The following is a 24,179-nucleotide window of genomic DNA, read 5'->3' as shown; positions in this document are numbered from 1 at the left end:
GCTATTAAGAATATCGGCCTCGATACCCATAGACGAGGATGCGGGACTAGCTAGCCCTCAAGAGGGGAAGCAGAAATTTTACGCCTACTTCTTTGTGTTCAACTTAAATATTGATTTTTTTACATATTCATCAAATGCTATGAATGAATGACACCTGCGGAAATTATCTATGGAAGTCTTTTCGGCTATTTTCTTGTTGTGAGTGGTGTTTAGGTAGCGTTTTTTTTCAGCGGACCAAACAAGATTTTCCAAGTGTTCTTTGGGTGATTTTATAGATTCGCAGTCATTAATTCTTTTTGGTTTGATTTTGAGAGAGAAAACATCCTTGATGGCGTTTTCATCGGAAAGCAACCATGCTTCGATTTCTTCAACTGGAATAACAATTAACGACTTTGGGAATTTTAGTTGCGATACTTTGCTCTCAAGCATGGTGCGGAGGTCTGTCTCGTCATTTTTGTCCAAGTCATGAAAAACTAAAACGTGATGACAGCCGCTCTGGAACAAATTCGCAACCCAGATTTCACATTTATTTCTCAACTTTCCGCAACCGTTTCCAACGAATTTCTTAATTGAAAATGAATTGCGATCAACATATTTGCAGAGGATGCTAGAAATTACATCAACATCGCTCGCATCCTCTGCAATAATTCCTATTATTTTAGACATTTTCGAGATCGCCATGCTTCCAAAACTCACCAAGACTGCCTTCGTTGAGTAAGTAATTCTTAAGGGCGGTAAGTTCTTTAGTGCGTAAGTTTTCTCGTATATTTGATATCTGCGTCCCTAATTCTTTTTCCCTTCTTACTTTAAATACATTGTCTATGTCTAGTCTATCTAGAATGGAATCCGAGTGAGTTGATATGAATATTTGCTTGCTCTTTGAGTATATGCCAATTAGCTCCATTATGCTATTGAGTAAACCGTGATGTACACATACCTCTGGCTCTTCGATCATTAAGATAGAACTTTTGTCTGTGACTAGATAGAATATGAGTGCTAGTGTTTTAAATGTCCCTTCTGATAGTTGACTTGGGGATAAGCCATTCCCGGAGATAGTAATGCTTGGTACGATTAATAGATTTTGCTTTTCCCGTTTAAGTACCTTGCCTCCTGTCATGACACTGTAACTGGATTTCGATGTTTCAATTTCATTGAAATTTATGGACTCGACAAGGCCAATTCCATTTTCTCCAATTAGATCTATATACTCCAGGTAAGAGTCGGAGTTGGTTCTGTGTTCTTGGTATAAATCATATAAGAACTTTTTGTGGCCGGAAATTGATATTCCTGTTCGGCGATTGTTGGATCCTTCCATTTCAACTTCAAATGAAATAGGGCAATTTCCTGGGTTTGTGAACTGAGAGGCGCTGTAGTAACTGATGCCTGCCATCAGGCGAATGGCATGCTCTAGTACTGTAAGATCATTTTGAGAAATTCCTCTTTGGGTGAAAAACTCATTAAGGTGGGATTTTCTAATCCCAGATGAGGTGGTTTGAGCTTGTGGTTGCTTGACGAGTTCGTGCAAAATCCAAGATGGTGCATCAATTCTCTTTCTGCGCTTTTCGCCATTGGGGATGGTCCAGCTTTCATTTGAGCCTATAATTTCATCTTGATTCTTCTCATTTGTGGTTAGATATAATTTGGCGGTGTGAATTACAAAGGATGCATCTATCTCATACCATGTTTTAATTTCGCAAGTTGTTGATATTGGCTCCTCGCCGCCATAGTTGCGCCCGGGGTGATAACACAAAGCAGGCAGTAATCGCACTGCGGATAGAATGTTGGTCTTTCCGCTACCATTTGGCCCGATCAGCGCGGTTAGCGATTTGTGTGGGTTGAATTTTGCATCAACGCACGATCTGTAATTCTTAATGCTAATTTTATTAATGCGCATTGTACTTTCCGTCTATGGATATGACTGGCTAAGGGTGGGCCAAGCTAGCCCATCAACATTGTTTATAGCGAACATTGGTTGAATATCAATCTTTTGGTTCCGATTCTAATTGGTTTGCCTAGGCGTGAATGCAGTTTCTTCGTAAGTCCGGTCTGCCTCGGCGCACTCATTCGCATCACCGGTACACCTGTCTGTGTCATTCGGCGCAATTTATAGGCCTTAGCATACACCACTCGGACGGCTCTAGTTCAAGCAGTCGGCACGGTTTCCTGCCCCCCAAAAAAAATTGAGTTTTATATATACACTCTAAATGTGCGGTTTCGCATGTGAGACTCTCACTTGCCACCACCATCACCGCTGCAAATGCCGATTCACCACCATCCAGTAAAAGCCAGCCTGCTTGGCCACGTCGCTGATGCCGTCGAAATCGACCGGCTTCACCACATAGCTATTGGCGCCCAGGTCGTAACTGCGCAGGATATCCGACTCCTCGCGCGAGGAAGTCATGACCACCACGGGGATGCGGCGGGTGCGGCTGTCGGCCTTGACCTGTAGCAGCACTTCGGTGCCGTCTACCCTGGGCATTTTCAGATCCAGCAGTATCAGGCCGGGCATGGCGGCGTCCAGGTCCTGGTATTCGCCCTGGCGGAACAGGTAGTCCAGGGCTTCCTGCCCATCTTTTACCCAGGTAATGGTGTTGGCGATGGTGTTGCGCAGGCCGTACATGGTTAGCTCGGCGTCCAGCGGGTTGTCCTCGACCAGCAGTATGTGTATGTGCTCAATCTCTTCCATGATGCTGCTCCTGCAAGATATTCAATGGCTGCGTGGTAAGGTGAAGTAGAAGGTGGCGCCTTCACCGGGGGTACTGTCCGCCCATATGGTGCCGTTGTGGCGGTTGATGATGCGTTGTGCCAAGGCTAATCCTACGCCTGTGCCGGGGTAGTCGGCAGCGTCATGCAGGCGCTGGAATACGCCAAACAGCTTTTGCTTGTAGGCAGGGTCGAAGCCGGTGCCGTTGTCGCGCACATAGTAGGTATGCTTTTCGTCATCGCTGATGGCGCCGACCTCGATGGTGGGCTGTGCCTGCTTGCTGCTGAACTTGAGGGCATTGGACAGCAGGTTGACCCAGACCTGCCTGAGCAGGCTCATATCCCCCAGAGTATCGGGCAGGTTGCCCAGCCTGAACTGTACGGGCGGCCCCTGGTGCTGGTTTTGCAGATGGCTATAGGTGTTTTGCACCAGTGCCATCATGTCCAGCGGCTTCATTTGCATGGCCTGCCGCCCCAGCCGGGAGAAGGCCAGCAGATCGTCTATCAGGTAGCCCATGCGGGTGGCTTCGCTGCGGACTATGCCTAGCAGGCGCTGGCCCTCGGTGTTGAGCTGGGCGCCCTGGTGCTGGTTGAGCAGGGCCGCGAAGCCGCCGATGGCCCTGACCGGTGCGCGCAAATCGTGCGAGACCGAATAGCTGAAGCTTTCCAGTTCCTTGTTGGCGGTCTCCAGCTCTGCCGTGCGCTCGGCTACCCTTTGCTCCAATTCGGCATTCAACTGGACGACCGCCTGTTCGGCGGCGTAGCGATCGTCTGTATCGCTGATCCCGCCTATCCACTCCACCAGTTCGCCGGCTTGGTCAAACAGCGGGGCGGTGCGCAGGGTGATATGGCGGTGGCGGCCTGAGCCGGCATGCCACAGGCGTGCCGCCAGCTCAAACGAAGCAGGCTGGCTGATCGCTCTTGCCCAGGCCCGGTCCAGATGGCCCTGGTCATCCGGGTGAAAGGCGCTGCGCCATCCCAGGCCCTGGTATTCGGCAAGGGGCTGGCCGGTATAGTCTGCCCAGGCAGGTTGTTCGGCGGCGAACCCGCCCAGCTTGTCGCTGACCCAGATGGTCACCGACATGGCGGTCAGCAGCGAGCGGTTGCGACGTTCGCTATGCTGCAGGGCCAGCTGTGTTTCACGCCGTTCTGCCACCTCATGTTCCAGGGCTTGCTGTGATGCTTCGATGGCTTCGGTACGGCGGCCGATTTCGGCCAGCATCTCGTTGAAGGCATCGACCAGATAGCCTATTTCGTCGTCGGTGCTCTTGTGGGCACGCAGGCTGAAGTCGCGGCGGCTGACCACCTGCAGGGCCGTATCACTGACCGAGGTGATGGGCTTGCTGACATAGGTCTGTAGCCAGGTGGAGATCAGCAGGCTGGCCAGCAGGCTCAACAGGCCCACGCCTGCCAGGATGCCCAGGTTGTGCTGCAGTCGCTGCTGCAGGTCGTAGTGGGCTCGCAGATAGACGGTCCCCAGTATTTCCTGCTGGTTCACTACCCGTTTGTACAGCCACATCTCCTTGTCTGCGATCTGTATGCCATCGAGCCCTGGCAGGGGGGGGAAGCGATGGGGTTGCGAGCGCTGGCGGGAATAGCCGGCGAATAGGGTGCCGGTTGCCGTGTACAGTCCGGCAGCGATGATGCCGGGTTTGATTTTCAGCAGGGCCAGGTTCTCTTGCGCCACCTTGGGGTCGTTGAACTCCAGTGCGGCTATGCTGGCCTGCCCCAGTATCTCCGCCTGGGTATTGAGCTCGCTGCTGAGATTCAGCCGGTATTCTTGCAGGTCGTTGTAGATCAGCACGGCAGCGGCGACCAGCAGGGTGCAGAGATTGCTGGCCAGCAAGGTCAGCAGCAGCTTGTAGCGTATGGAGCGCAAGCCGTATCGGAGCCTCATGGCGCACCGTTCCTGACCTGCGTGGCCACGGCCAGCAAACGGGCGCTCAGTTTGAGCCCGCTGTGTTCTGCCTTACCCAGGGCAATCTCGAATCGTACCCGCTGATCCTGCAGGACAAAGTTGATGATGCTGCCTGCGGTCAGGGCGTTGGCCGATTCGGTGACCACCAGCACCGGTCGTGCTTGCATAGGCTGCAGCAGGGTTTTGAGATTGCTGGCCTCGCTCTTGCCTATGAAGAGTATGTGTATGCCAGCCAGGTCTGCCCCCGGCTGTAAGCGCTTCAGCAACAGGGGGTGCTGCTGGCTGCTGCGGTTTGCCAGCAACGATTCGAGCTCGTGCGCAACCGCATCAGCGCTCAAGACGCCGATAACCAGCGGGGCATCGGGCGAGGCAAATGCGCTCTCCGGCCATTCGATATAGCTGCTGAACTTGTACAGGTAGGCGGCCTTGACCTTGTACTCCAGCGCACTATCCGACGCGGCGGCCACCAAGGGCAGCAGGCAACACAGCATCAGCAGGCACCATGCGCGCCAATGCCAGGTGCTACCCGTGTCAGGTCGCCGTAGCCAGGCGATATCCGGGCCGGTGTCGCGGCAGCGCGATGGCATGCCGGATGGGGGTATGCCGTGGCGATCAGAATCGGTAGCGCAGCTGTACATGCGCCTCCCGTCCGTATTCACTGCGCGCCGGTGCGTTGGCGAACTCGGGGTGGTGATCGCCCAGCAGGTTCTGGGCGGTGAGTGCCAGCTCCAGCCCAGGCTGGGGCGACCACGACCAACTGGCGTCCAGCGTGGTGTAGGCGGGCACGGCTGGCCGGGGTATGGCGCCTACCCTGCGCAGGGCCAGGTCCAGCGTCATATTGGCGGCCAGGTCGTGCTGCGAGCGCAGGCTCCAGTAGTGGTTGGGGTCGGCGCCCATGTTCTGGGCGCCGTTGTTGTCGCGGCTGTCGGCCTTGCGGCTCAGGCGCTTGTGCTGGGCCACCCAGCCGCCGCTGAGTCGCCAGGAGGGCTTTACCTGCCAGTTTCCCCATAGCTCCATGCCGGTGATATGGCCGGCTATCTTGTTGGAGAGTACGGCGTTGCCTGCGCCGTTGGGGTTGGGTTCGCCGCTGCGCAGCTTGTCGTAGCGGGTATAAAACAGCGTAGCTGAATAGGACAGCACGCCGCTGGGCAGGCCCCGATAGCCCAGTTCTGCCGTATCGGCGGTCTCGGCGGCAAAGTTGGGGCCGCCGGCGATCATGTAGGGGGCTACGGCCGGGACGTAAAAATCCCGGTCTATGCGCGATGGCGCTCGGACGGCGCGAGAGACGGCTCCCCATAGTTGGTGCTTGTCGTCGAATGCCCAATTCCAGCGGAGATTGGGCATGGCTTCCAGTCCGCTGTAATTGTTGCACTCCAGCTTTACGCCCAGTATCAGCCGCAGGGTATCGCTCAGGCTGATTTCATCCTGGACATAGAGATGGCCCCAGTAGAGATCCTGCTTTACCGGCAGGAAGGCAAAGCCGCGAGTCTGTGGGCGGATATGGTCTTTGGCCTGGCGATAGCCGGCACCCCAGCTAAGCCGGTGATGCGCATTCAGAGGCTGATGGTGCTGGAATTCCAACTCAGTAGTGTTCAGCTCATCAATATAGGCACCGGGTTGGTCGCGCCTGGTGCGGTCGATATAGGCTTGCAGATAGAACTGGCCACCCTGGGCTAGCGTACGGCTCCAGCTCCCCAGCAGATTGTGGCCACGGGTCAGGATATTGCGGGTGCCCGCCTGGTGCAGCGCGGCCTGGTAGGTATCGCCCTGCAACCTGAAACCGCCATCCCAGTCGGCGCGGAAGCCATACTGGTTGCGCCGCATGCCGGTGGCGGTGCGGGTGCTGTTGGCGCGGTAGGTGTCGTCCTGTTCGGCATGTTTGGCATACAGGCGGAAGTGGCCGTTACTGGGCAGGGCGCTCCCCCAGCGGACGACGCCATTGCCCTGCTGGTGGCTGCGGTCCAGGCTGATCAGGCCGCCCTGGGTGTCCTGCGCCCGCTTGCTGATGATATTGATGACGCCATTGACGGCATTGGCGCCCCATTGCGTAGCACCGGGGCCGCTGATGACCTCGATGCGGGCGATGTCCTCCAGCACCACATCCTGGGCATCCCAGAATACGCCGGAGAACAGCGGCGAGTAGATCACCCGGCCATCGATCAGCACCAGCATCTTGTTGGTGAAGGCATCGTTCATGCCGCGTGCCGAGACGGCATAGTTGCGCGCATCAATCCGCGCTACCTGCAGATTGGGCGCCAGGCGCAAGGCTTCCGGCAGGGTGGTCTTGCCGCTGCGGCGCAGGTCTTCGCCGGTGATGACAAACAGCGAAGCGCTGGTCAGAGACAGGGATTCGGCCTGTTTGGATGCCGAGGTGACCTCGATATTCGCCAGCTCCTCTATGCTGAGGTCGGCCAGTTCGGCCGCAGGCATACCGTTGGCCAGCGTAGGCAGCGAGCACACCAAGGCGACTACCCACATGGCAGAGTGGTGGGTCAGGCGCGCTGATCCACCAAGGGGGTCGTCCCGCATCGCTATCCTCCTGCTTGATTTATGGGTGTTTCCTGCTCTATCCGGCAGGTCTATCGACTATAGGTGTTGCCCTTGGTGACGCAAGGCCTAACTGTTGTATGCCTACCCCACTGCCCGGCGGCGCGGCGAGGCTGTCGGGCGGCGGGAGGTATCTGATTCCTTGACTATTCCCTTGTCGCCAACTTGACTGCAAGAAGAGCAGAGCCATGCCGCCAAGGTAAAGGCTAGGCCTATAAAGACTTCCTGCAACGATGGGAGGCGCGGATCGCCGCTACGGCAGCGAGATTGGTATCGGAGAGAGGAAGTCTGTGTATGGTCACGCCGGCCTGTGCCACCGTTCCCATGCGCGAGCTGGTTCAGCAGATGGATTGGTCGCGCACCCCGCTAGGCGCCATGGCGCACTGGCCGCAAAGTCTCCAGACCCTGGCGGAACTCTGTCTGGCATCGCGTTTCCCTTCGGTGATCTTCTGGGGGGAGGAGCGGGTTCAGCTCTACAACGACGCCTACCGGGTCATCCTCGGCGCCAAGCATCCAGCGGCGTTGGGCCAGCGTGCGGCGGATTGCTGGTCCGAGATATGGCATCTGATACGCGACATGATGGCCAGCGTGTTCGACAGCGGCGAAGCGGTCTGGGTCGAGGCCTCTCCGTTCTCGGTTGAGCGTAACGGCTATCTTGAAGAAGCCTACTTTACTTTTTCCTATACCCCGGCGCGTGCTGAAGGTGGCGTGGTGGGGGGCATATTTGAGACCGTTGCCGAGGTCACCGAACAGGTGATTTCGCATCGCCGGCTTGCCGCCCTGCGCGAGCTGGGCGAGCAACTGGCCGCCCCCGGTTTTGACGAAGCCTGCATACAGGCCGCCGAGGTGCTGTCGCGCCATCAACACGATCTCCCCTTTGTGCTGTTCTACCTGTTGTCCGACGATGGCCAGACAGCCCGCCTGGCTGCCCAGGCCAATATGGTGGCGGGCGCTGCCGGTGCGCCCCTGGAGATATCGCTGTCCAGCACCGATGGCTGGGCGCCAGGTTTGGCGCTGCAAGGTGGGCAAGTGCAGGTGCTGCGTGATCTGGCAGCGCGATTTGGCCACCTGCCTGGCGGCCCCTGGCCAGAGTCGGCTTCCACGGCCGCCATGCTCCCCCTGGTGCGTGCTGGTGCAGGCCTGCCCTATGGCTGGCTGATTGCCGGCATCAGCCCACGGCGCGCGCTGGACGAGGCCTATATGGATTTCCTGCGCCTGGCGGCGCAACACCTGTCGCGGGTGTTGGGAAATGTCGATGCCTACCAGCATGAACGCCGGCGTGCCGAGCAGCTGGCGATGCTGGACAGGGCCAAGACCACGTTCTTCAACAATGTCAGCCATGAGTTTCGTACGCCGCTGACCCTGATACTGGGCCATGTCGAGTCGGCATTATCCGAGCCTGGGGGTACGCTGGATGGCGACCATCTGCAGGCGACACACCGCAGTGCGGTACGCTTGCTCAGCCTGGTCAACAGCTTGCTGGACTTCGCCCGCATCGAATCGGGCCGCCTGCAGGGGCGTTTTGCGCCGACCGATCTGGCAGGCCTGACCACAGGGCTGGCAGGTAGCTTCCAGTCGCTGCTGGAGCAAGCCGGCTTGCGGTTGGTGGTGGATTGCCCGGCCTTGCCGGAACCACTCTATGTCGATGCGGCGCTATGGGAAAAAATCGTACTCAATTTATTGTCCAATGCCTTCAAGTTCACCTGGCAGGGCGAGATAGGGGTAAGGCTGCGTTGGTTGGGGCAGGGCGCTGAGCTGGAGGTCTGGGATACAGGCTGTGGCATACCCGCCGCCGAGTTGCCGCGCATGTTCGAGCGTTTCCACCGGGTTGAGGGCACGCGGGGGCGCAGCTTTGAAGGCAGCGGCATAGGCTTGTCGCTGGTGCAGGAGTTCGTGGCATTGCATGGTGGCCGGGTGACGGTAGACAGTGTGGAAGGGCAAGGCAGCCGCTTCCGGGTTTTCCTGCCCAGCGGCCGTGCCCATCTGCCTGCCAGCCAATGCCAGGATGAAGCATGGATACCTGCATCGGACGGCAAGCGGGCCTACCTGCTGGATGCTGCAACCTGGCTGGGGCAGCCCGCTGGTGGCCAGGCCGCCGTGGCGGCACTGCCAGCCGAAGCTGCACCTGCCCAGATGGCACGCATCCTGGTGGTGGACGACAACCTGGACATGCGTCACTACCTGAGCGGGATATTGTCTGCGCACTGGCAGATAAGCCTGGCCGTGGATGGCGAGGACGCGCTGGCCCAGGCGCTGGCGGCACCCCCCGATATGGTGGTCAGCGATGTGATGATGCCCCGGCTAGATGGCGTAGGCCTGCTGCGCGCGCTCCGGCGGGCAAGCGCCACGGCGCAGATCCCGGTGCTGCTGTTGTCGGCCAGGGCCGGCGAGGAGCCGATGCTGGAGGGTATCGATACCGGCGCAGACGACTATATGGTCAAGCCGTTCTCCACCCGCGAGTTGCTGGCACGTGTGCGCACCCATCTGGGCATGGCACAGCGGCGCCGGCAATGGGCCAGGGAGCTGGAGAGCGTCAATGCCGAGCTGGAGTCGTTCAGCTACTCGGTATCGCACGATTTGCGGGCGCCGCTGCGCAGCATCGACGGTTTCAGCCGTGCCTTGCTCAGCCACGCCGGCGACAAGCTGGATGCGCAGGAACAGCACTATCTGGCTCGTGTACGCACGGCTGCGCAGCAGATGGGGCACTTGATAGATGACCTGCTCAATCTTGCCCATATTACCCGGCAGCACGTCCACCGCGAGCGGGTGGAACTAGCGGCCGTGGCCTCGCGCTTGCTGGCCTCGCTGGCCGAGCGCGATCCGACGCGCCAGGTAGCCACCACCCTGGCCGGGTCGCTGCCGGTACAGGCTGACGCACGGCTGGTGGGCATCCTGATGGAGAACCTGCTGGGAAACGCCTGGAAGTTCACCGCCCACCGGCAAGCCGCCCTGATTGAGGTGGGTGCAACGGTGAGTGATGGCTGCCCAGCATTCTATGTGCGGGATAACGGGGCCGGTTTTGACATGCGCTATGCCAGCAAGCTGTTCAGCCCCTTTCATCGCCTGCACGACGACAGCGAGTTCAGTGGCACCGGCATAGGGCTCAGCATCGTCCAGCGCATCGTAACCCGCCATGAAGGCCGGGTCTGGGCCGAGGCCACACCCGGCCAGGGTGCCTGCTTTTACTTCACGCTGGAGGCCGTGGCATGAACAACGAGCAGATCATCCTGCTGGTGGAAGACAGCGATGCCGATGCCGAGCTGACGGCCATGGCCTTTCAGGAGGCACGCATAGGCAACCCCATCCTGCGTATGCGCAACGGCCTGGCTGCGCTGGATTACCTGTTTGCCCAGGGAGACCATGCGGGCCGTGATGTGACGGATATGCCAGCCGTGGTGCTGCTGGATCTCAATCTGCCGCTATTGCCCGGACTGGAAGTATTGCGGGCCATACGCGGCGATGCACGCATACGCCATCTGCCGGTGATCATACTGACCTCGTCCAACGAGGATAGGGATCGGCTGGAGGCCTACGACCATTTTGCCAATAGCTATGTGCAAAAACCGGTGGATTACGACCAGTTTGTCCAGGCATCCCGCCAGTTGGGGCTGTACTGGCTGGTGCTGAACCGTCCCGCGCCCAGGAGGGATGTATGAATGCCGATAATGCGAATGCCGTGCTCGCCTCGACCAGGCCGCCTGTGGTGGTGACAGAGGGGGCGCAGGATGTGGCAACCGCCACCTTTGGCCGGGAAGGCGAGCTGCTGTTGGCCAACCATGCCTGGCAGGTAATGATGCAGCGTAGTGGCGTGGGGCCGGCCAGCATGAGCAATCTGCTGTCGCCACACTTGGCGCGGGGATGGGCGGGGGAGGAGGTCAACACCCGCTTGCAGCTGACCGACCGGCAAGGAGTGGGCTGCGACTACCAGATAGCCATAGAAGGCTTGCAGGACCGCGAGGGAAAGGTGATTGCCCTGCTGTTGAATTGCCGCGTAGTGCGCGATACACCCAGGCCGGATGGCCGCGAGCAGCTGCTGCAGGCACGCCTCGAGACCGTAACCCGTGAACTGGATGACCTGTGCTACTCGATTTCGCATGATCTGCGGGCGCCGCTCCGCGCCATAGACGGGTTCTCCGGCATGCTGGAGCGACGGGCGGCCGAACGGCTGGACGAGGAGGACAAGCGCCTGTTGGGGGTGGTGCGGGATAGCGGCCGTACGGTGTGCCGCTTGATCGACAAGCTCCTGCTGCTATCGCGCATTACCAACCAGCCCATGGCGCCGGCAACCACTGACATGACGTCGCTGGTGCGCGATGCCTGGCTGGACGTGGGTGGGGAGTTTGGCGGGGAGTTCGAGGTAGATGCACTGCCTTCGGTCTGGTGTGACCGCCCGCTGCTCAAACAGCTATGGCTGCAACTGCTGACGAATGCCATCAAGTACCAGCAACCTGGGCGCAATGCGCACATCACCATACGGGGGCGGCGGGAGGCAGGCGAATGCCTGTATGAGGTGTACGACAACGGTGTGGGCTTTGATCCGCGCTACGCTGCCAAGCTTTTCAAGGTATTCCAGCGTCTGCACGGGCCTGATGAGTTCCCTGGCGATGGTATCGGCCTTGCCATCGTGGCCCGTATTGTCAGTCGGCACGGTGGACGGGTATGGGCACAGGGGGAGCGCGGGCAGGGGGCGACTTTTGGCTTTGCGCTACCGCAAGAGGCGCTTTTCCCGGCGCCGGGCGAAGTTTATCCACCAGCCCTATCCGGGCATTGAGACGGGCTGGTCATGGAGCGCTCACTGATCAAGGTATTGATGCTGGAGGATGTGCCGGCGGATGTGGAGCTGACCAGCGACGCATTGAGGCGGGCTGGCCTGGTGATGGAAATACACCATGTCAGCAACGAGAGCGACTACCGCTCCGCCTTGCAGAGCTGGCAGCCGGATCTGATTTTGGGGGACTACACTCTGCCGCAATATGACGGCCTCTCGGCCCTATTGCTGCGGCGCGAGCTGGCACCCGATGTGCCTTTTGTGTTTGTGACAGGGTCGCTGGGCGAAGAGCGGGCAGTGGAAACCCTGCGGATGGGGGCAACCGATTATGTGCTCAAGCAGAATCTGGCCCGGCTACCGGTGGTGGTGCTACGTGCCCTGGCGGAGAGCGATGCCATGCGGGACCAGCGCCGCATGCAGCAGGAGCTGGATCACGAGCGGCAGTTGCTGCGGGCAGTGCTGAACACCACGGGTGCCTTGATTGTGGTGCTGGATCACGGGGGGCGTATTACCCGGCTGAACCCGGCGGCAGAGAGCGCAATAGGGCAGACGCAGGAGGCCGTGGCCGGGTTGGATTACTGGAACCTGTTTGCTGCAGAAGAGGAGCGCGAAGGGCTGCGGCAGCAGTTTGCCCAGCTGGATGCGGACGGGCACAGGGAGGCAGGTGGGCAGTCGCCCTGGCGCACCACCCTGGATGGTTGCCGCGCCATACTCTGGTCCGCCGGCAGGCTGCAGCGGCTGGGGTCGGAATCCGAATACGTGGTGCTGGCAGGCATCGATGTGACCGAGCAGGAAAAGGCTGAGCAGCAGGCTTATTTCCTGCGCCACTACGACAGCGTGACTGGCCTGCCCAACCGCGAACTGTTGCAGCACAGGTTGCAGCGCGCCACGCCCAAGCGCGAGCCTGACCAGCTGGCGCTGGTGCTGATAGGGATAGAGCGCTTGGCGGAAGTGCGCGACAGCATGGGTATCGCCACTTGCAACCAGTTGCTGCGGGAGGCCTCGCGCCGTCTGCAATCCTGGCAGCAGGCGGGGGATTGGCTGGCCAAGGTGGGTGAAAACAGTTTTGCCCTGATGCTGGAAGTACAGGACGAGGGAGAGCTGCCCAGGCAGTTGCAGCGCATGCTGGATCAACTGAGGCAGCCCTACCGCCTTGACCAGCGTGAATTCTTTCTGCCCGCCTACCTGGGGGCCACGCTGCATAGTGTGGGGGGCGACCCCATGGCATCAGTACAGGCGGCCGAGGCCGCGCTGCACCGGGCGGTGTTTGATCAGGCTTCTGGTTTTCAGCTTTACCGCGCCATCTTGTCTGACGAAGCACATGAGCGCTTGATACTAGAAGGCCAGTTGCACGAGGCGCTGCAAGGGGCGGGCCAGCTTGAACTGCACTACCAGCCGCAAGCCAGCCTGGCGTCGGGCCGTATCGTGGCGGTGGAGGCCTTGGTACGCTGGCGCCATCCCACCCGTGGGCTGATTCCGCCCGCGCAGTTCATTCCGCTGGCCGAGGCATCGGGCTTGATCATCGCCTTGGGCGAACGGGTGCTGCATACCGCCTGCCAACAGGCGGCAGATTGGCAACGCGCCGGCCTGCCGGCCATCACCATGGCGGTCAACCTGGCATCGGCGCAGTGGGCGCAGCCTGGCGCGCTGGTGGCCACGGTACGGTCTGCACTGTCGAGCAGCGGGCTGGAGCCGCAATGGCTGGAGCTGGAGCTGACCGAATCGACCTCCATGCATGCGCCCACCACCACCATCGAGGTCATGAAGCAGTTGCGCAAGATGGGAGTACATCTGTCTATCGATGACTTCGGTACCGGCTATTGCAACCTCAGCTACCTCAAGCGCTTCCCGGTCGACAAGCTGAAGATAGACCGCAGCTTTGTCAGTGACATCACCAACGATCCCGATGACCTGGCCATTTCCCGTACGGTGGCGGCCATGGCGCACCAGCTGGGGCTGGAGGTGGTGGCCGAAGGTGTGGAGACCGAGGGGCAATTGGCACTGCTGGCCGAGGCCGGTTGCGATCTGATACAGGGCTTTCTCTTCAGCCGGCCGCTACCACCCGATGCCTGTGCCAGCATGATGGCGGATCGCGCCACGCTGCCGCCATGGCGCAAGGAGCGCGAGCAACAGACCTTGCTGCTGCTGGATGATGAGCAGCACGTGCTGGCGGCCCTGCGCCGGCTGCTGCGTAGCGGCAGTTACTGTGTGCTGACAACCTCCAGCCCCACCGAGGCGTTCGAGCTGCTGGCTACCCATGAGGTCGGCGTCATTCTGGCCGATCAGCGCATGCCGGAACTGAGCGGTACCGAATTCCTCAACCGGGTCAAGGATATGTACCCCGCTACCGTGCGCATGATCCTGTCCGGCTACACCGATCTGAAAACGGTGACCGAGGCCATCAATCATGGTGCGATCTACAAGTTCCTGACCAAGCCCTGGGACGATGAGCAATTGCTGGCTGCGGTTGCCGAAGCCTTTATCAAATATGAGTTGGACAAGGATCGTCATGGATGAGATCGAGCACACACCGGCAGCACAGGCTGCGCTGGCGACACCGGCTACGGCCATGCCGTCCAGGCAGAATAGTTTCTGGGCTAACCTGAGCTTGCAACAACGCTTCCAGCTGCTGCTGTTCTTTTGCCTGGGTTCGCTGGGGGTATTGGGGTTCATCGCCCTGCAAGGTGTGGAACAGGTATTGCCGCCTGCTGAGGCCAAGCTCTATATGTTGCTGGTCTTGGTGCTGGCCGTTGTCGGTGGGGTCTACCTGATTGCCATGCTGACCAGGGGGGCCAGGCAGGCGATAACCGAAATTTATGATGGGCTGAACGAGATCAACGACAACCATGACTGGGACTTGCGCCTGCGCGTGCATGGTGATGATGAGTTCAGCAAGATCGCCGAGCGCCTGAACTACCTGTTCGAGAACATGGCGCAGATGGATAGGCATATCAAGAGCAAGACGCACCGGCTCAAGGAGGCCAATGCCGCCCTGATAGACGAAGTGGAGGCGCGCCGGCAGATTGAGCAGGAGCTGGAAGAGAAGGCCCATAGCCAGGCCCAGTTGATCAAGCGGCTGGAAGCGGCGCAGAGTCAGTTGATCCAGGCGGAGAAGCTGGCTTCCATCGGCCAGTTGGCGGCGGGGGTCGCGCACGAGATCAATAACCCCATCGGTTTCGTGAACTCCAACCTGGGCACTCTGCGGGACTACACCCGCAAGCTGATAGGCGCGCTGGATGCCTACAAGCAGATGGAAAACATCGAGGAGGGGGCCAAGCAACTGATCGGTGAGCGTTACGACCTAGCCTACATCACCGAGGACGTGCCGGTGCTGGTGCAGGAGTCGATGGAGGGGATAGACCGGGTCAAGAAGATAGTGCAGGACCTCAAGGATTTCTCGCACGTGGACTCGGGTGAGTGGGTCTCGGTCAACCTCAATAAGTCGATAGACAGCACTCTCAACATTGTTCGCAACGAGATCAAGTACAAGGCCGACGTGGTGAAGGAATACGCCGAGCTACCGGAAATACAGGTACTGGGCTCCCAGTTCAACCAGGTGGTGCTGAACCTGCTGGTCAACGCCGCACATGCCATCGAGAAGTTCGGCACCATCACCATCCGTACCCGCCTGGATGCCGAGAATGTGTTTGTCGAGGTGGCCGATAACGGCTGTGGCATTCCGCAAGAGAACCTCAAGCGGATATTTGATCCTTTCTTTACCACCAAGCCGATAGGGACAGGCACAGGCCTGGGTCTGTCACTGGCCTTCGGCATCATGAAGCGCATGCATGGCGAGGTATCGGTGCAGAGCGAGTTAGGGCAGGGCACCTGCTTCACGCTACGAATACCAGTCAATGCGGCTGAACTGGACCAGGACGCAGCGCAGCAAGCGGCCTGAGATCAACCCATCGAGATGACGGAAATTCCATGGACAGAGTACTGCTCGTGGTGGATGACGAGGCCAACATCCTGTCTGCGCTGGGCAGGCTGTTTCGCCGTGACGGCTACACCATCCTGTCGGCCGGGTCGGGCGAGGAGGGCTTGGCACTGCTTAACAAGACGACCGTGGGGGTGATTATCTCGGACCAGCGCATGCCTGGCATGACGGGCACCGAGTTTCTCAGCCTGGCCAAGGAGATACAGCCCGACAGCGTGCGCATTGTGCTGTCTGGCTACACCGAACTCAATTCGGTGACTGATGCCATCAACCGGGGCTCGGTATTCCGCTTTCTGACCAAGCCGTGGGAGGACGACCTGCTGCGCGAGCAGGTGGCGGCAGCGTTTGCCCACTATGAGCTGAAGATCAATTACGAGAACCTGTCAAAAGAGCTGTTGCTGAAGAATGCGGCGCTGGAGAAAGCAACGCAGTTGCTGGAAAGCGCGCTGGTTGGCGCCGAGGGCGAGCGTGACTTCGGCATGTCGGTGCTCAAGGTTACCCAGCAGGTGCTGCACCAGGCACCGGTGGCGGTGGTGGGCTATGCCCAGGACGGCACGGTGGCCGTTAGTAACCAGATGGCTAGTCGCTTGTTCCCGCAGCTATGTGTCGGCCTCAGTATCAATGGGGCGTTGCCGCCGGCCATACGCGCCACCCTTGCCAGTGGACTGGCGCAGGGCTACCACGCCCTGCCAGATGGCCACCGCTACTTTTACCAAGCCACGCCCTTCAAGGTCGGCGATGCCGAGCTGGGCATGATACTCACCCTGATCCCCTTGCTGGATAACGCTGCAAAGACAGGACTTGATTCATGACGACGGTGTCTGACGAGACCCAGGCAGGGCCTGCTTCGGCAGCCGAAACCTGGCTGAAACAGCATAGTGGAGAGCTGCCCAAGTTCAATCCGGCCTTTGCCAGCCTGATTGCCAAGCTTGATTGGGAGGCAGGCGATGTGCATGAGCTGGAGCGTGTGATCGCGACCGACCCCGGCAGCGTGGTATGCCTGTTGCGGGTGGCCAATTCGCCGTTCTTTGGCCTGAGCAAGCGGGTGGACTCGATACGGCATGCCTTGACGGTGCTGGGCATGTCCTCGGTACGCAGCATCGTGATGCGTGGCTACCTGATTGATACTTTTGGCTTGCAACTGGATGACCAATTGGCCGGAGACTTGGTCACCCATTCCATTGTGACCGGCCTGGCGGCGCGTGAGCTGGCGGGTGTGCTGAAGGCCCCCGAGGATGTCGCCTTTGTGGCGGGCATGCTGCACGGTGTGGGTAAATTGATGCTGCTGGTTTACGCGCGGGAGCTGATAGAGCGGATTTATCAGGATGGGGCGACCGCGACCGACTATACCGCTGATGAGATGGGTGTGCTGGGCTTTGACCACATCGAGCTGGGGGTGCTGACACTGAAGCTATGGCATATGCCCGACAACATCATAGAGGCCGTGCGTGACTACCAGGATATAGGCCGTTGCGATACACCGCTCAAGCAGACGCTGTTCGCGGCCTACCAGCTGGCACGTTACCTGGAGTGCCTGCGACGACAGAACCGGGAGGAAGCCGAGAGCCTGGGGCAGCAGTTGGTGGAGAGAATAGGCGAGAAGCGCTTTGGTGGCGTGGTGAAGCGCGTCAACGCCGAGGCGACAGCGATGTTTGCGCTGAGCGCGGGATAAAGGGAGCACGCCATGGATGCGAATGTACAGCCGGATACCCCTGCCGCCGTGAGTGGCCGACGATCTGTCATCCTGTTTGTCGACGACGAGGCGAACATCCTGTCTGCCATGCGCAGGCTGTTTCGCAGTGCTGATTACGAGATTGCCACCGCCGGTAGCGGCAGGGAGGCGCTGGCCTATCTGGAACAACACCCGGTCGATATGGTGGTCTCCGACATGCGTATGCCGGAGCAGAGCGGGGCGGAGCTGCTGTGCATCGTCAAGGAGCGCTGGCCGGATACCCTGCGCATCATCCTCACCGGTTACGCCGACATGACCGACACCATGCGGGCTATCAATCGGGGCGAGATCTATCGCTATCTGCTGAAGCCCTGGCAGGACGACGAGTTTGTCGCCGTGGTCAGGGATGCGCTGGTGGTGAAATCGCTCCGTGACGAGAAGGCAAGGCTGGAACAACTGGTCAGGCAGCAGAATCGGGAGCTGGAGCAGAAGGTCAAGGAGCGCACCGCCGAACTGCAGAAGGCCATGGGTCTGCTCAGCAACGCGCACGACAGCCTCAAGAAGAGCTTTGTCACCTCGATCAAGGTATTTACCTCGTTGATAGAAATGCGGGGGGGCAGCATAGGCGGACACTCGCGCCGGGTGGCCGACCTGGGCAAGCAACTGGCCAGGCAGATGGGCCTGAGTGATGCGGACGCGCAGGAGATCATGGTGGCGGGCCTGCTGCACGATATCGGCAAGCTGGGCCTGCCCGACAAATTGATACAGACCCCCTATGTCCTCTTGAGCCCGACCGAGAGGGCCGAGTATGAGAAGCACACGGTCAATGGCCAGGCGGCGCTGATGGCGCTGGAACAGCTGCAGAAGGCGGCATTGCTGATACGGCACCATCACGAGCGCTTTGATGGCAAGGGCTACCCGGATGGGCTCGCGATGGAGCAGATACCCGTGGGCGCTCGCATATTGGCACTGGCCAACGATTTCGACTCATTGCAGAGCGGCACGCTGGAGGAGCACGCCTTGAGCCGGGACGATGCCTACAAGAGCATCATTGCCCACGCCGGCAAGCGTTACGACCCCGCTGTGGTAGAGGCCTTTACCACGCTGCTGGGCAATACGCTGGCAGAGCCGTTACGGGTGGAGATGGCCATGCGCAGCAGTGAGCTCAAGCCTGGCATGGTGCTGGCACGCGACCTCAGCACACAGACTGGCATGCTGCTGCTGGCCAAGGATTACCCCCTGGATGAGCGCCTGATAGAGCAGATATACAGCTTCGAGCGCAGTGCGCGGCAACCCTTGCCGATCTATATCTACAAGCCTGAAGAGCCGGCACCTCAGTAGCGGAATCTGAAAACAGGATGGGCGAAGCCCGGAGGAAGCGATGTTCTACATACTGGTAGTCGACGATGAGCCCGGCATACTGAGCGCCCTGCGCCGCAGCCTCAATAATCTGGATGACGAGCAGGGCAACAGCATACCGCTGACGGTGGATTGCTACGCCGACCCGATGGAGGCGCTCAAGGCGGCAGATGTGAAGGCCTACGACGCCGTGATCTCGGACTACCGCATGCCGGGGATGAATGGTGTGGAATTCCTGCTGTTCTTCCGCACCAAGCAAAAGGATGCGGTGCGCATCCTGCTATCGGGCTATGCCGATATCGACGGCATCATCGGTGCCATCAACGAGGCACAGATATTCCGTTACATCACCAAGCCCTGGCATGAGGGCGAACTCAAGCATGTACTGCGGCAGGGGCTAGCCACCCGGCAGCTATTGCAGGAGAACAAGCGCCTGGCCGACATGGTGCGGGCCGAGCAGGCCAAGGTGAACAAGCATGAGTTGCTGCTGGCCAGGCTGGAGGCCGAGAGCCCTGGCATCACCCAGGTAAAGTGGGGGCCGAATGGCGAGGTACTGCTGGATGAGTGATTGCGCAGACCAGGGGAGGCCCTATGCTGGACAGTGCAGGGGACAAGCTCAGGCAAGGGCGTGCTGATGCTGTTCAAGGCGCTGAGGGCCTATCGCCAGGAGAGCCCGCTGAGCTGGCGCCTGCTGGTGTTCATACTGGGCTTCAGCGCCTTCGCCGCCTTGTTTTCCAGCGGTGTGCAGCTGGCATTCAATTATCGGCAGGAGGTATCGCAGGTAGACCTGCGCATACAGCAGTTCAACTATGTGAATCAGGCGGGCCTGGCTGCCGCAGTCTGGAATTTTGACCGCTACCAGATCAGCAGCCGGCTCAACGGCCTAGTGAGCCTGCCGGACATCAAATATGCCGAGGTGACCGACCCGCAAGGCAAGCCCATGATCGTGGCGGGGGTCAAGCCTAGCGTCTTGCCTGGCAAGGTGCACCGGCTGGATCTGACCTATATGGACAGCACCGGGCTGGTGACGCGGGTCGGGCAACTGGTCGTGATTCCCTCGCTGACCGGCGTGTATGAGCGGGTGTTGGATTATGGCCTGCTGATCGTGGCGGCCCAAAGCGCCAAAACTTTTTTCGTCTCCATTTTCATTCTCTATATCGTTACGCAATGGATCAGCCGCCCGCTCACCTTGCTGTCTAGGCAGATACGCGAGCGCAACATCGGCAAGCTGGATCAGCCCTGGTCCCTGTCGCGCCCCCGCTGGGCCGGCGAGAATGATGAGCTGAATGTGCTGGTCAGCGCCTTGAACAATATGCAAGAGACCTTGCGTGGCGAAGTGGCGGCGATTCGCCATATGCAATTTGCCCTGCAGCAGTCGGAAGAGCGTAACCGTGCCTTGCTGGAAACAACCCATGCCGTGCCCTGGATAGCGGATTGCCGAACCGCGGTATTTAGCTATATCGGGCCACAGTGCGCAGCAATACTGGGCATAGAAACCACGGCCTGGTTGCAGGCAGATTTTCTGCTGCAGCGTACCCACCCGGACGATTACGCCTTGTTGATGACGGTCTGGCAGGCAGAGGAGACTACGGCCCTGCAGCACGAGTTGCGACTGCGGCGAGATGACGGGGGCGAGCAATGGGTGGCCTTGCATGGTGGCCGATTTGAGCAGGATGGCGTGTTTCGGGGTTATCTGCTGAATATAGAAAAACAGAAAAGCGCCGAGCTGGCGCTGCATAACTATCAGGAGAAGCTGGAGCAGCAGGTGAGGGAACGTACGGTGCAATTGCAGTTGCGCAATACCGAATTGACCGAGCTGAACAATCGCTTGGCCAGTACCCAGTCACAATTGCTGCAGTCCGAGAAAATGGCATCCATAGGCCAGTTGGCTGCCGGTGTGGCACATGAGATCAATAACCCGATAGGCTTTGTCTCATCGAACGTCAATACGCTGAGCAGCTATGTGATGGACATACTTGAACTGTTGGGCCGGTATGAGGCCTGCCAGGCGCAATTGACCGAGCAGCAACGTGAGGATATTGCCCGCTTCAAGCAGAATATTGATTTCGCCTTCCTGCGCCAGGACATAGACGACCTGTTGGCGCAGTCTCGTGAAGGGCTGATGCGAGTGAAAAAGATCGTGCAGGATCTGCGTGAGTTTTCGCGGCTGGATAATCAGGACGGCTGGCAGCAGGTGGATATACACCAGTGTATAGACAGCACGCTGAGCATTGCCCACAACGAGATCAAGTACAAGGCAACCGTGAGCAAGGACTACGGCGATTTGCCCGAGGTCTATTGCCAGCCAGGACAGATCAATCAGGTATTGCTCAATCTGTTGGTGAATGCGGCCCAAGCCATGCAGGTGCCAGGCCATATCGGCATACGTACCGGGGTGGAAGGCGAGCAGGTGTGGCTGGAAATCAGCGACGACGGTGATGGTATCCCAGCCGAGGTGCTGCCCCGTATTTTCGAGCCCTTCTTTACCACCAAACCGGTGGGCAAGGGTACGGGGCTGGGCCTATCGATTTCTTATGGCATCATCCAGCGACACCGTGGCCAGATCATTTGCCGTAGCGAAGCCGGGCACGGTACGACCTTCCGCATCGTGTTGCCCATCCGGCCCGAGCTGATTGAGGGCGCCTAGCGCTGTGTAGGCATTCCTATGGGTAGGAGCAAGCAAGGCCCGGAAGGCCTTTACCGGGGTAGTTGATAGGCCGGCGCGGCCTGAGCCATCAGCTGGGCTGCCTGCAGAAAGCAGGTTTCATCCCCCAGGCTGATATCGTCGTACTGGACGCGGGTGGTGCCTAAGCTGTTGTCTTCGGATTCTTCGCCAGGGGTGACACCCCAGCGTATCAGCTGGCCGCTATGGTGCAGTGCCATGCTCTGGTAGTCAGTCGTGGCGATTTCACGGTAGCCGTGGCCCATGGGCGTGGGCAGTGTCTGCTTGGTATCCACGGTATGGCCCAATTGCCCCTGGCCGTTGTGGCCCCAGGCCCAGAGCGTGCCGTCGTGCTTCAGCAGCAAGGAGTGCAAGGCGCCGGCGGCAATGGCCATGCAGCCACGGGCTATCTGTACCGGCCGAGCCTGGTCAACCAGGCTGCCATCGCCCAACTGGCCATCGCCATTGTAGCCCCAAGCCCAAAGGCTGCCGTCGCGCTTCAATCCCAGGCTATGGAAGCGCCCCGCCGCAATGGCGCAGAAGTTGCGCCCTACCAGCACTGGCCGGCGCTGATCCTGGCGGCTACCATCGCCCAGCTGACCATAGCGGTTGTCGCCCGACGCCCACAGCGTGCCATCACGGCGTAGCTGCAACTGATGCCACAAGCCATGCGCCATCATGCTGGCCACTTGCGCCGAAGGGGTATCGCCCATCAGGCGATGCGGCAGGGTGGCTGGGGTGCTGAGATGCTGCAGGCTATCGAATTTCATGCGGTCTGGTCCTGGCGGGATAATGCGGGCGGCCTGTTTCTTTGGAGATGGCAACCCATAAGAGCGTTTTCAGCGCCCCAGTTTTGTCGCGGTACGGTATGGCTCATGAACAGGAATTTAGCGCCTGTGGTGCTGGAAGCCACCTTAAAGCGGCGCCATTATGCCTATAGCATGGGTAGAATGCTGTGAGGGAAATCACACCTGCGGTTATTTGTTGGTTTATGCCAACAGCATTGTGCAGTGCGGCTTATACTTGTTTCCCCTTTTCGCCTGACCAGCCTACCCATGCAACAGTTCAAATCCGTCACTTATGCCGGCTTGCAGCCGGGCCCTCGTCTGATTGTGCTGGGGGCGGTTCATGGCAATGAAATCTGCGGCACTCAGGGCATCACCCGCCTGATGGCAGAGCTGGACAGCGGTGTGGTGCAACTGCTGGCAGGCAAGCTGACGCTGGTGCCGATAACCAATCCGCTGGCCTATGAGCGCAAGCAGCGCATGGGCGATCGCAATCTCAACCGCAATCTGTGCCCTACCGATCAGCCGGTCGAATTTGAAGACCATATTGCCAACTGGCTGTGCCCCCTGCTGGCAGAACACGACGTGCTGCTTGATCTGCATTCCTTCCAGGCACAGGGGCGCCCCTTTGCCATGGTGGGGCCGGAAGACAATACCGGCACGCTGGAACCCTTTGCCCATGCGGCTGCGGAAGAAGCGTGGTCACTGCGGCTTGGGGTAGGACGCTTGGTCGATGGCTGGCTGAGCACCTACGCACGGGGCGTAGAACGCCGTCGTGCGGCCATGGGGCCGGATGCCAGCCGTAGCCAGCTATTGAATGCCGATGCACGCTATGGCGTAGGTACCACGGAATACATGCGTGCCCAGGGGGGTTATGCCCTGACCCTGGAGTGCGGCCAGCACGACGACCCGCATGCACCCGAGGTGGCTTACCAGGCCATACACAACACCCTGGCCCATTTGGGCCTGATTGCCGCCAACGCACCTCAGCCTGTCGCCGAAGTCGAGGCCCTGCATATCTATGAGGTGATTGATCGCGCCCACCCGGACGATGCCTTTGCCCATGGCTGGTCCAGCTTTGACCGCTTGTCCGCAGGCGACCTGATTGGCACCCGCCACGATGGCACGCCAGTCAGGGCGGATTGCGAGGGCTACATCCTGTTCCCCAACGCCCGGGCGCAGGCAGGGCAGGAATGGTTCTACCTGGCTCGGCCTACTCCGCGTTTTGCGGCCTGAATCCAGGCTGGGATGCCCCGTGGGAGCAGGCACTTGGCCTGTGCGTTATCTGCCAGCGATGATCGGCATCCATGACATAGAAGACAAGAGGCCGGACAACTGTCCGGCCCCTTGCTTTCTGCTACCCGCTCTGTAGGCGCGTCGGGCTCGCGGTATGCGGCCCTTGGTGCCTTACGGGTTCATCCTGCCACAGCTTCAGGTAATACACCCCACGCTTGCAGCACGTTTCAGCCGTGTAGCCCAGTGCCCGATACTGGGCCGCAACTTCGGCAACGGTGCGCATATCAGCTCGGCAAAACAGCTGGATCAGCATGGCGGGGCTCCTGGCGGAGCAGTCGCCCCGTACCTGACTTATCGGCAGGATTGCCCCGAAGTTGAGCGGTATTCCGACCCATGGCAAAACCCCCGACCCTGCAAACTGCCTGCAATAAAGCAAGGGCAGAATCCGCGCACGTTTCCGCTGCCGTTGGGCGGATGTGGCTCCTGCCCGGACGAGCCCATGGTACCGGGCACCAATCCTTGCCCCCGCGCTATGTGCGGGGGGCATTATTCTTGCAGCTACTGCCGGTGCCTGCTTGCCACTGACTGGCCT

At 59.6% G+C, this 24,179-nt stretch carries 18 protein-coding genes; 11 read left to right on the top strand and 7 right to left on the bottom strand.

Going from position 1 to position 24,179, the window contains the following annotated elements:
- Window positions 1–84 precede the first annotated feature (84 nt).
- The 6 genes from V7714_RS02820 to V7714_RS02795 form a co-directional block, all read right to left on the bottom strand.
- Complete coding sequence (locus V7714_RS02820; protein ID WP_335387939.1) at window positions 85–666, bottom strand: DUF4276 family protein; 582 nt, start codon at window positions 664–666, stop codon at window positions 85–87.
- Window positions 659–1,894, bottom strand: a complete 1,236-nt coding sequence (locus V7714_RS02815; RefSeq protein ID WP_335387937.1) for an AAA family ATPase — start codon at window positions 1,892–1,894, stop codon at window positions 659–661. Before V7714_RS02815 ends, V7714_RS02820 begins: the two co-directional genes overlap by 8 nt.
- Window positions 1,895–2,245: 351 nt before the next feature.
- Entirely contained in the window at window positions 2,246–2,686 is a 441-nt protein-coding gene (locus V7714_RS02810; RefSeq protein WP_335387935.1) for a response regulator, read from the bottom strand.
- 21 nt (window positions 2,687–2,707) lie between these two features.
- Window positions 2,708–4,600: an ATP-binding protein gene (locus V7714_RS02805; RefSeq protein WP_335387933.1), complete on the bottom strand. Its 1,893-nt coding sequence runs from the start codon at window positions 4,598–4,600 to the stop codon at window positions 2,708–2,710.
- A complete protein-coding gene (locus V7714_RS02800; RefSeq protein WP_335387931.1) occupies window positions 4,597–5,259 on the bottom strand; it encodes a YfiR family protein in 663 nt (220 codons plus the stop codon). Before V7714_RS02800 ends, V7714_RS02805 begins: the two co-directional genes overlap by 4 nt.
- Window positions 5,234–7,150, bottom strand: coding sequence for a TonB-dependent receptor plug domain-containing protein (locus V7714_RS02795; protein WP_335387929.1), 1,917 nt, complete (start codon window positions 7,148–7,150; stop codon window positions 5,234–5,236). The genes V7714_RS02800 and V7714_RS02795 overlap by 26 nt, the downstream gene beginning before the upstream one ends.
- 312 nt (window positions 7,151–7,462) lie before the next feature.
- On the opposite strand from V7714_RS02795, the gene V7714_RS02790 reads away from it, so the two are divergent.
- The 10 genes from V7714_RS02790 (at window position 7,463) to V7714_RS02745 (ending at window position 21,551) form a co-directional block, all read left to right on the top strand.
- Window positions 7,463–10,378 carry an ATP-binding protein gene (locus tag V7714_RS02790; RefSeq protein WP_335387927.1) on the top strand — a complete coding sequence of 972 codons (2,916 nt, stop codon included), beginning with the start codon at window positions 7,463–7,465 and terminating at the stop codon, window positions 10,376–10,378.
- A complete protein-coding gene (locus tag V7714_RS02785) occupies window positions 10,375–10,824 on the top strand; it encodes a response regulator (RefSeq protein WP_335387925.1) in 450 nt (149 codons plus the stop codon). Before V7714_RS02790 ends, V7714_RS02785 begins: the two co-directional genes overlap by 4 nt.
- Window positions 10,821–11,939, top strand: a complete 1,119-nt coding sequence (locus V7714_RS02780; RefSeq protein ID WP_335387922.1) for a sensor histidine kinase — start codon at window positions 10,821–10,823, stop codon at window positions 11,937–11,939. The genes V7714_RS02785 and V7714_RS02780 overlap by 4 nt, the downstream gene beginning before the upstream one ends.
- Window positions 11,940–11,951: 12 nt before the next feature.
- On the top strand, window positions 11,952–14,453 hold the full coding sequence (locus tag V7714_RS02775; RefSeq protein WP_335387920.1) for an EAL domain-containing protein: 2,502 nt from the start codon (window positions 11,952–11,954) through the stop codon (window positions 14,451–14,453).
- Window positions 14,446–15,834, top strand: coding sequence for an ATP-binding protein (locus V7714_RS02770; RefSeq protein WP_335387917.1), 1,389 nt, complete (start codon window positions 14,446–14,448; stop codon window positions 15,832–15,834). The genes V7714_RS02775 and V7714_RS02770 overlap by 8 nt, the downstream gene beginning before the upstream one ends.
- Before the next feature lie 29 nt (window positions 15,835–15,863).
- The gene (locus tag V7714_RS02765; protein WP_335387915.1) at window positions 15,864–16,685 is read left to right on the top strand and encodes a response regulator; all 822 of its coding nucleotides are present in this window, start codon (window positions 15,864–15,866) and stop codon (window positions 16,683–16,685) included.
- Window positions 16,682–17,545, top strand: a complete 864-nt coding sequence (locus V7714_RS02760) for an HDOD domain-containing protein (RefSeq protein WP_335387914.1) — start codon at window positions 16,682–16,684, stop codon at window positions 17,543–17,545. Before V7714_RS02765 ends, V7714_RS02760 begins: the two co-directional genes overlap by 4 nt.
- A 12-nt stretch (window positions 17,546–17,557) precedes the next feature.
- Window positions 17,558–18,886: an HD domain-containing phosphohydrolase gene (locus V7714_RS02755; RefSeq protein ID WP_335387911.1), complete on the top strand. Its 1,329-nt coding sequence runs from the start codon at window positions 17,558–17,560 to the stop codon at window positions 18,884–18,886.
- A gap of 40 nt (window positions 18,887–18,926) precedes the next feature.
- The gene (locus V7714_RS02750) at window positions 18,927–19,472 is read left to right on the top strand and encodes a response regulator (RefSeq protein ID WP_335387909.1); all 546 of its coding nucleotides are present in this window, start codon (window positions 18,927–18,929) and stop codon (window positions 19,470–19,472) included.
- Window positions 19,473–19,538: 66 nt separating this feature from the next.
- Window positions 19,539–21,551, top strand: coding sequence for an ATP-binding protein (locus V7714_RS02745; protein ID WP_335708641.1), 2,013 nt, complete (start codon window positions 19,539–19,541; stop codon window positions 21,549–21,551).
- A 50-nt stretch (window positions 21,552–21,601) separates the two neighbouring features.
- On the opposite strand, the gene V7714_RS02740 is transcribed toward V7714_RS02745, so the two are convergent.
- On the bottom strand, window positions 21,602–22,336 hold the full coding sequence (locus tag V7714_RS02740) for an RCC1 domain-containing protein (protein ID WP_335387907.1): 735 nt from the start codon (window positions 22,334–22,336) through the stop codon (window positions 21,602–21,604).
- Window positions 22,337–22,621: 285 nt separating this feature from the next.
- On the opposite strand from V7714_RS02740, the gene V7714_RS02735 reads away from it, so the two are divergent.
- The gene (locus V7714_RS02735; RefSeq protein ID WP_335387906.1) at window positions 22,622–23,587 is read left to right on the top strand and encodes a succinylglutamate desuccinylase/aspartoacylase family protein; all 966 of its coding nucleotides are present in this window, start codon (window positions 22,622–22,624) and stop codon (window positions 23,585–23,587) included.
- The last annotated feature ends 592 nt before the right edge of the window (window positions 23,588–24,179 follow it).

The sequence above is a fragment of the Chitinimonas sp. JJ19 genome, from assembly GCF_036961565.1.
Lineage (GTDB): Bacteria > Pseudomonadota > Gammaproteobacteria > Burkholderiales > Chitinimonadaceae > Chitinimonas.
The sequence above is the reverse complement of the archived record's forward strand: the minus strand, read 5'-3'. Positions and strand labels throughout refer to the sequence as shown.

Excerpts from the sequence above, each read along its gene's own strand:
- V7714_RS02820 (WP_335387939.1), bottom strand. The coding sequence starts at position 666 with ATGTCTAAAATAATAGGAATTATTGCAGAGGATGCGAGCGATGTTGAT.
- V7714_RS02745 (WP_335708641.1), top strand. The coding sequence starts at position 19,539 with ATGCTGTTCAAGGCGCTGAGGGCCTATCGCCAGGAGAGCCCGCTGAGC.
- V7714_RS02780 (WP_335387922.1), top strand. The coding sequence starts at position 10,821 with ATGAATGCCGATAATGCGAATGCCGTGCTCGCCTCGACCAGGCCGCCT.
- V7714_RS02785 (WP_335387925.1), top strand. The coding sequence starts at position 10,375 with ATGAACAACGAGCAGATCATCCTGCTGGTGGAAGACAGCGATGCCGAT.
- V7714_RS02795 (WP_335387929.1), bottom strand. The coding sequence starts at position 7,150 with ATGCGGGACGACCCCCTTGGTGGATCAGCGCGCCTGACCCACCACTCT.
- V7714_RS02765 (WP_335387915.1), top strand. The coding sequence starts at position 15,864 with ATGGACAGAGTACTGCTCGTGGTGGATGACGAGGCCAACATCCTGTCT.
- V7714_RS02750 (WP_335387909.1), top strand. The coding sequence starts at position 18,927 with ATGTTCTACATACTGGTAGTCGACGATGAGCCCGGCATACTGAGCGCC.
- V7714_RS02800 (WP_335387931.1), bottom strand. The coding sequence starts at position 5,259 with ATGTACAGCTGCGCTACCGATTCTGATCGCCACGGCATACCCCCATCC.
- V7714_RS02760 (WP_335387914.1), top strand. The coding sequence starts at position 16,682 with ATGACGACGGTGTCTGACGAGACCCAGGCAGGGCCTGCTTCGGCAGCC.
- V7714_RS02770 (WP_335387917.1), top strand. The coding sequence starts at position 14,446 with ATGGATGAGATCGAGCACACACCGGCAGCACAGGCTGCGCTGGCGACA.
- V7714_RS02735 (WP_335387906.1), top strand. The coding sequence starts at position 22,622 with ATGCAACAGTTCAAATCCGTCACTTATGCCGGCTTGCAGCCGGGCCCT.
- V7714_RS02815 (WP_335387937.1), bottom strand. The coding sequence starts at position 1,894 with ATGCGCATTAATAAAATTAGCATTAAGAATTACAGATCGTGCGTTGAT.
- V7714_RS02755 (WP_335387911.1), top strand. The coding sequence starts at position 17,558 with ATGGATGCGAATGTACAGCCGGATACCCCTGCCGCCGTGAGTGGCCGA.
- V7714_RS02740 (WP_335387907.1), bottom strand. The coding sequence starts at position 22,336 with ATGAAATTCGATAGCCTGCAGCATCTCAGCACCCCAGCCACCCTGCCG.
- V7714_RS02775 (WP_335387920.1), top strand. The coding sequence starts at position 11,952 with ATGGAGCGCTCACTGATCAAGGTATTGATGCTGGAGGATGTGCCGGCG.
- V7714_RS02810 (WP_335387935.1), bottom strand. The coding sequence starts at position 2,686 with ATGGAAGAGATTGAGCACATACACATACTGCTGGTCGAGGACAACCCG.
- V7714_RS02790 (WP_335387927.1), top strand. The coding sequence starts at position 7,463 with ATGGTCACGCCGGCCTGTGCCACCGTTCCCATGCGCGAGCTGGTTCAG.
- V7714_RS02805 (WP_335387933.1), bottom strand. The coding sequence starts at position 4,600 with ATGAGGCTCCGATACGGCTTGCGCTCCATACGCTACAAGCTGCTGCTG.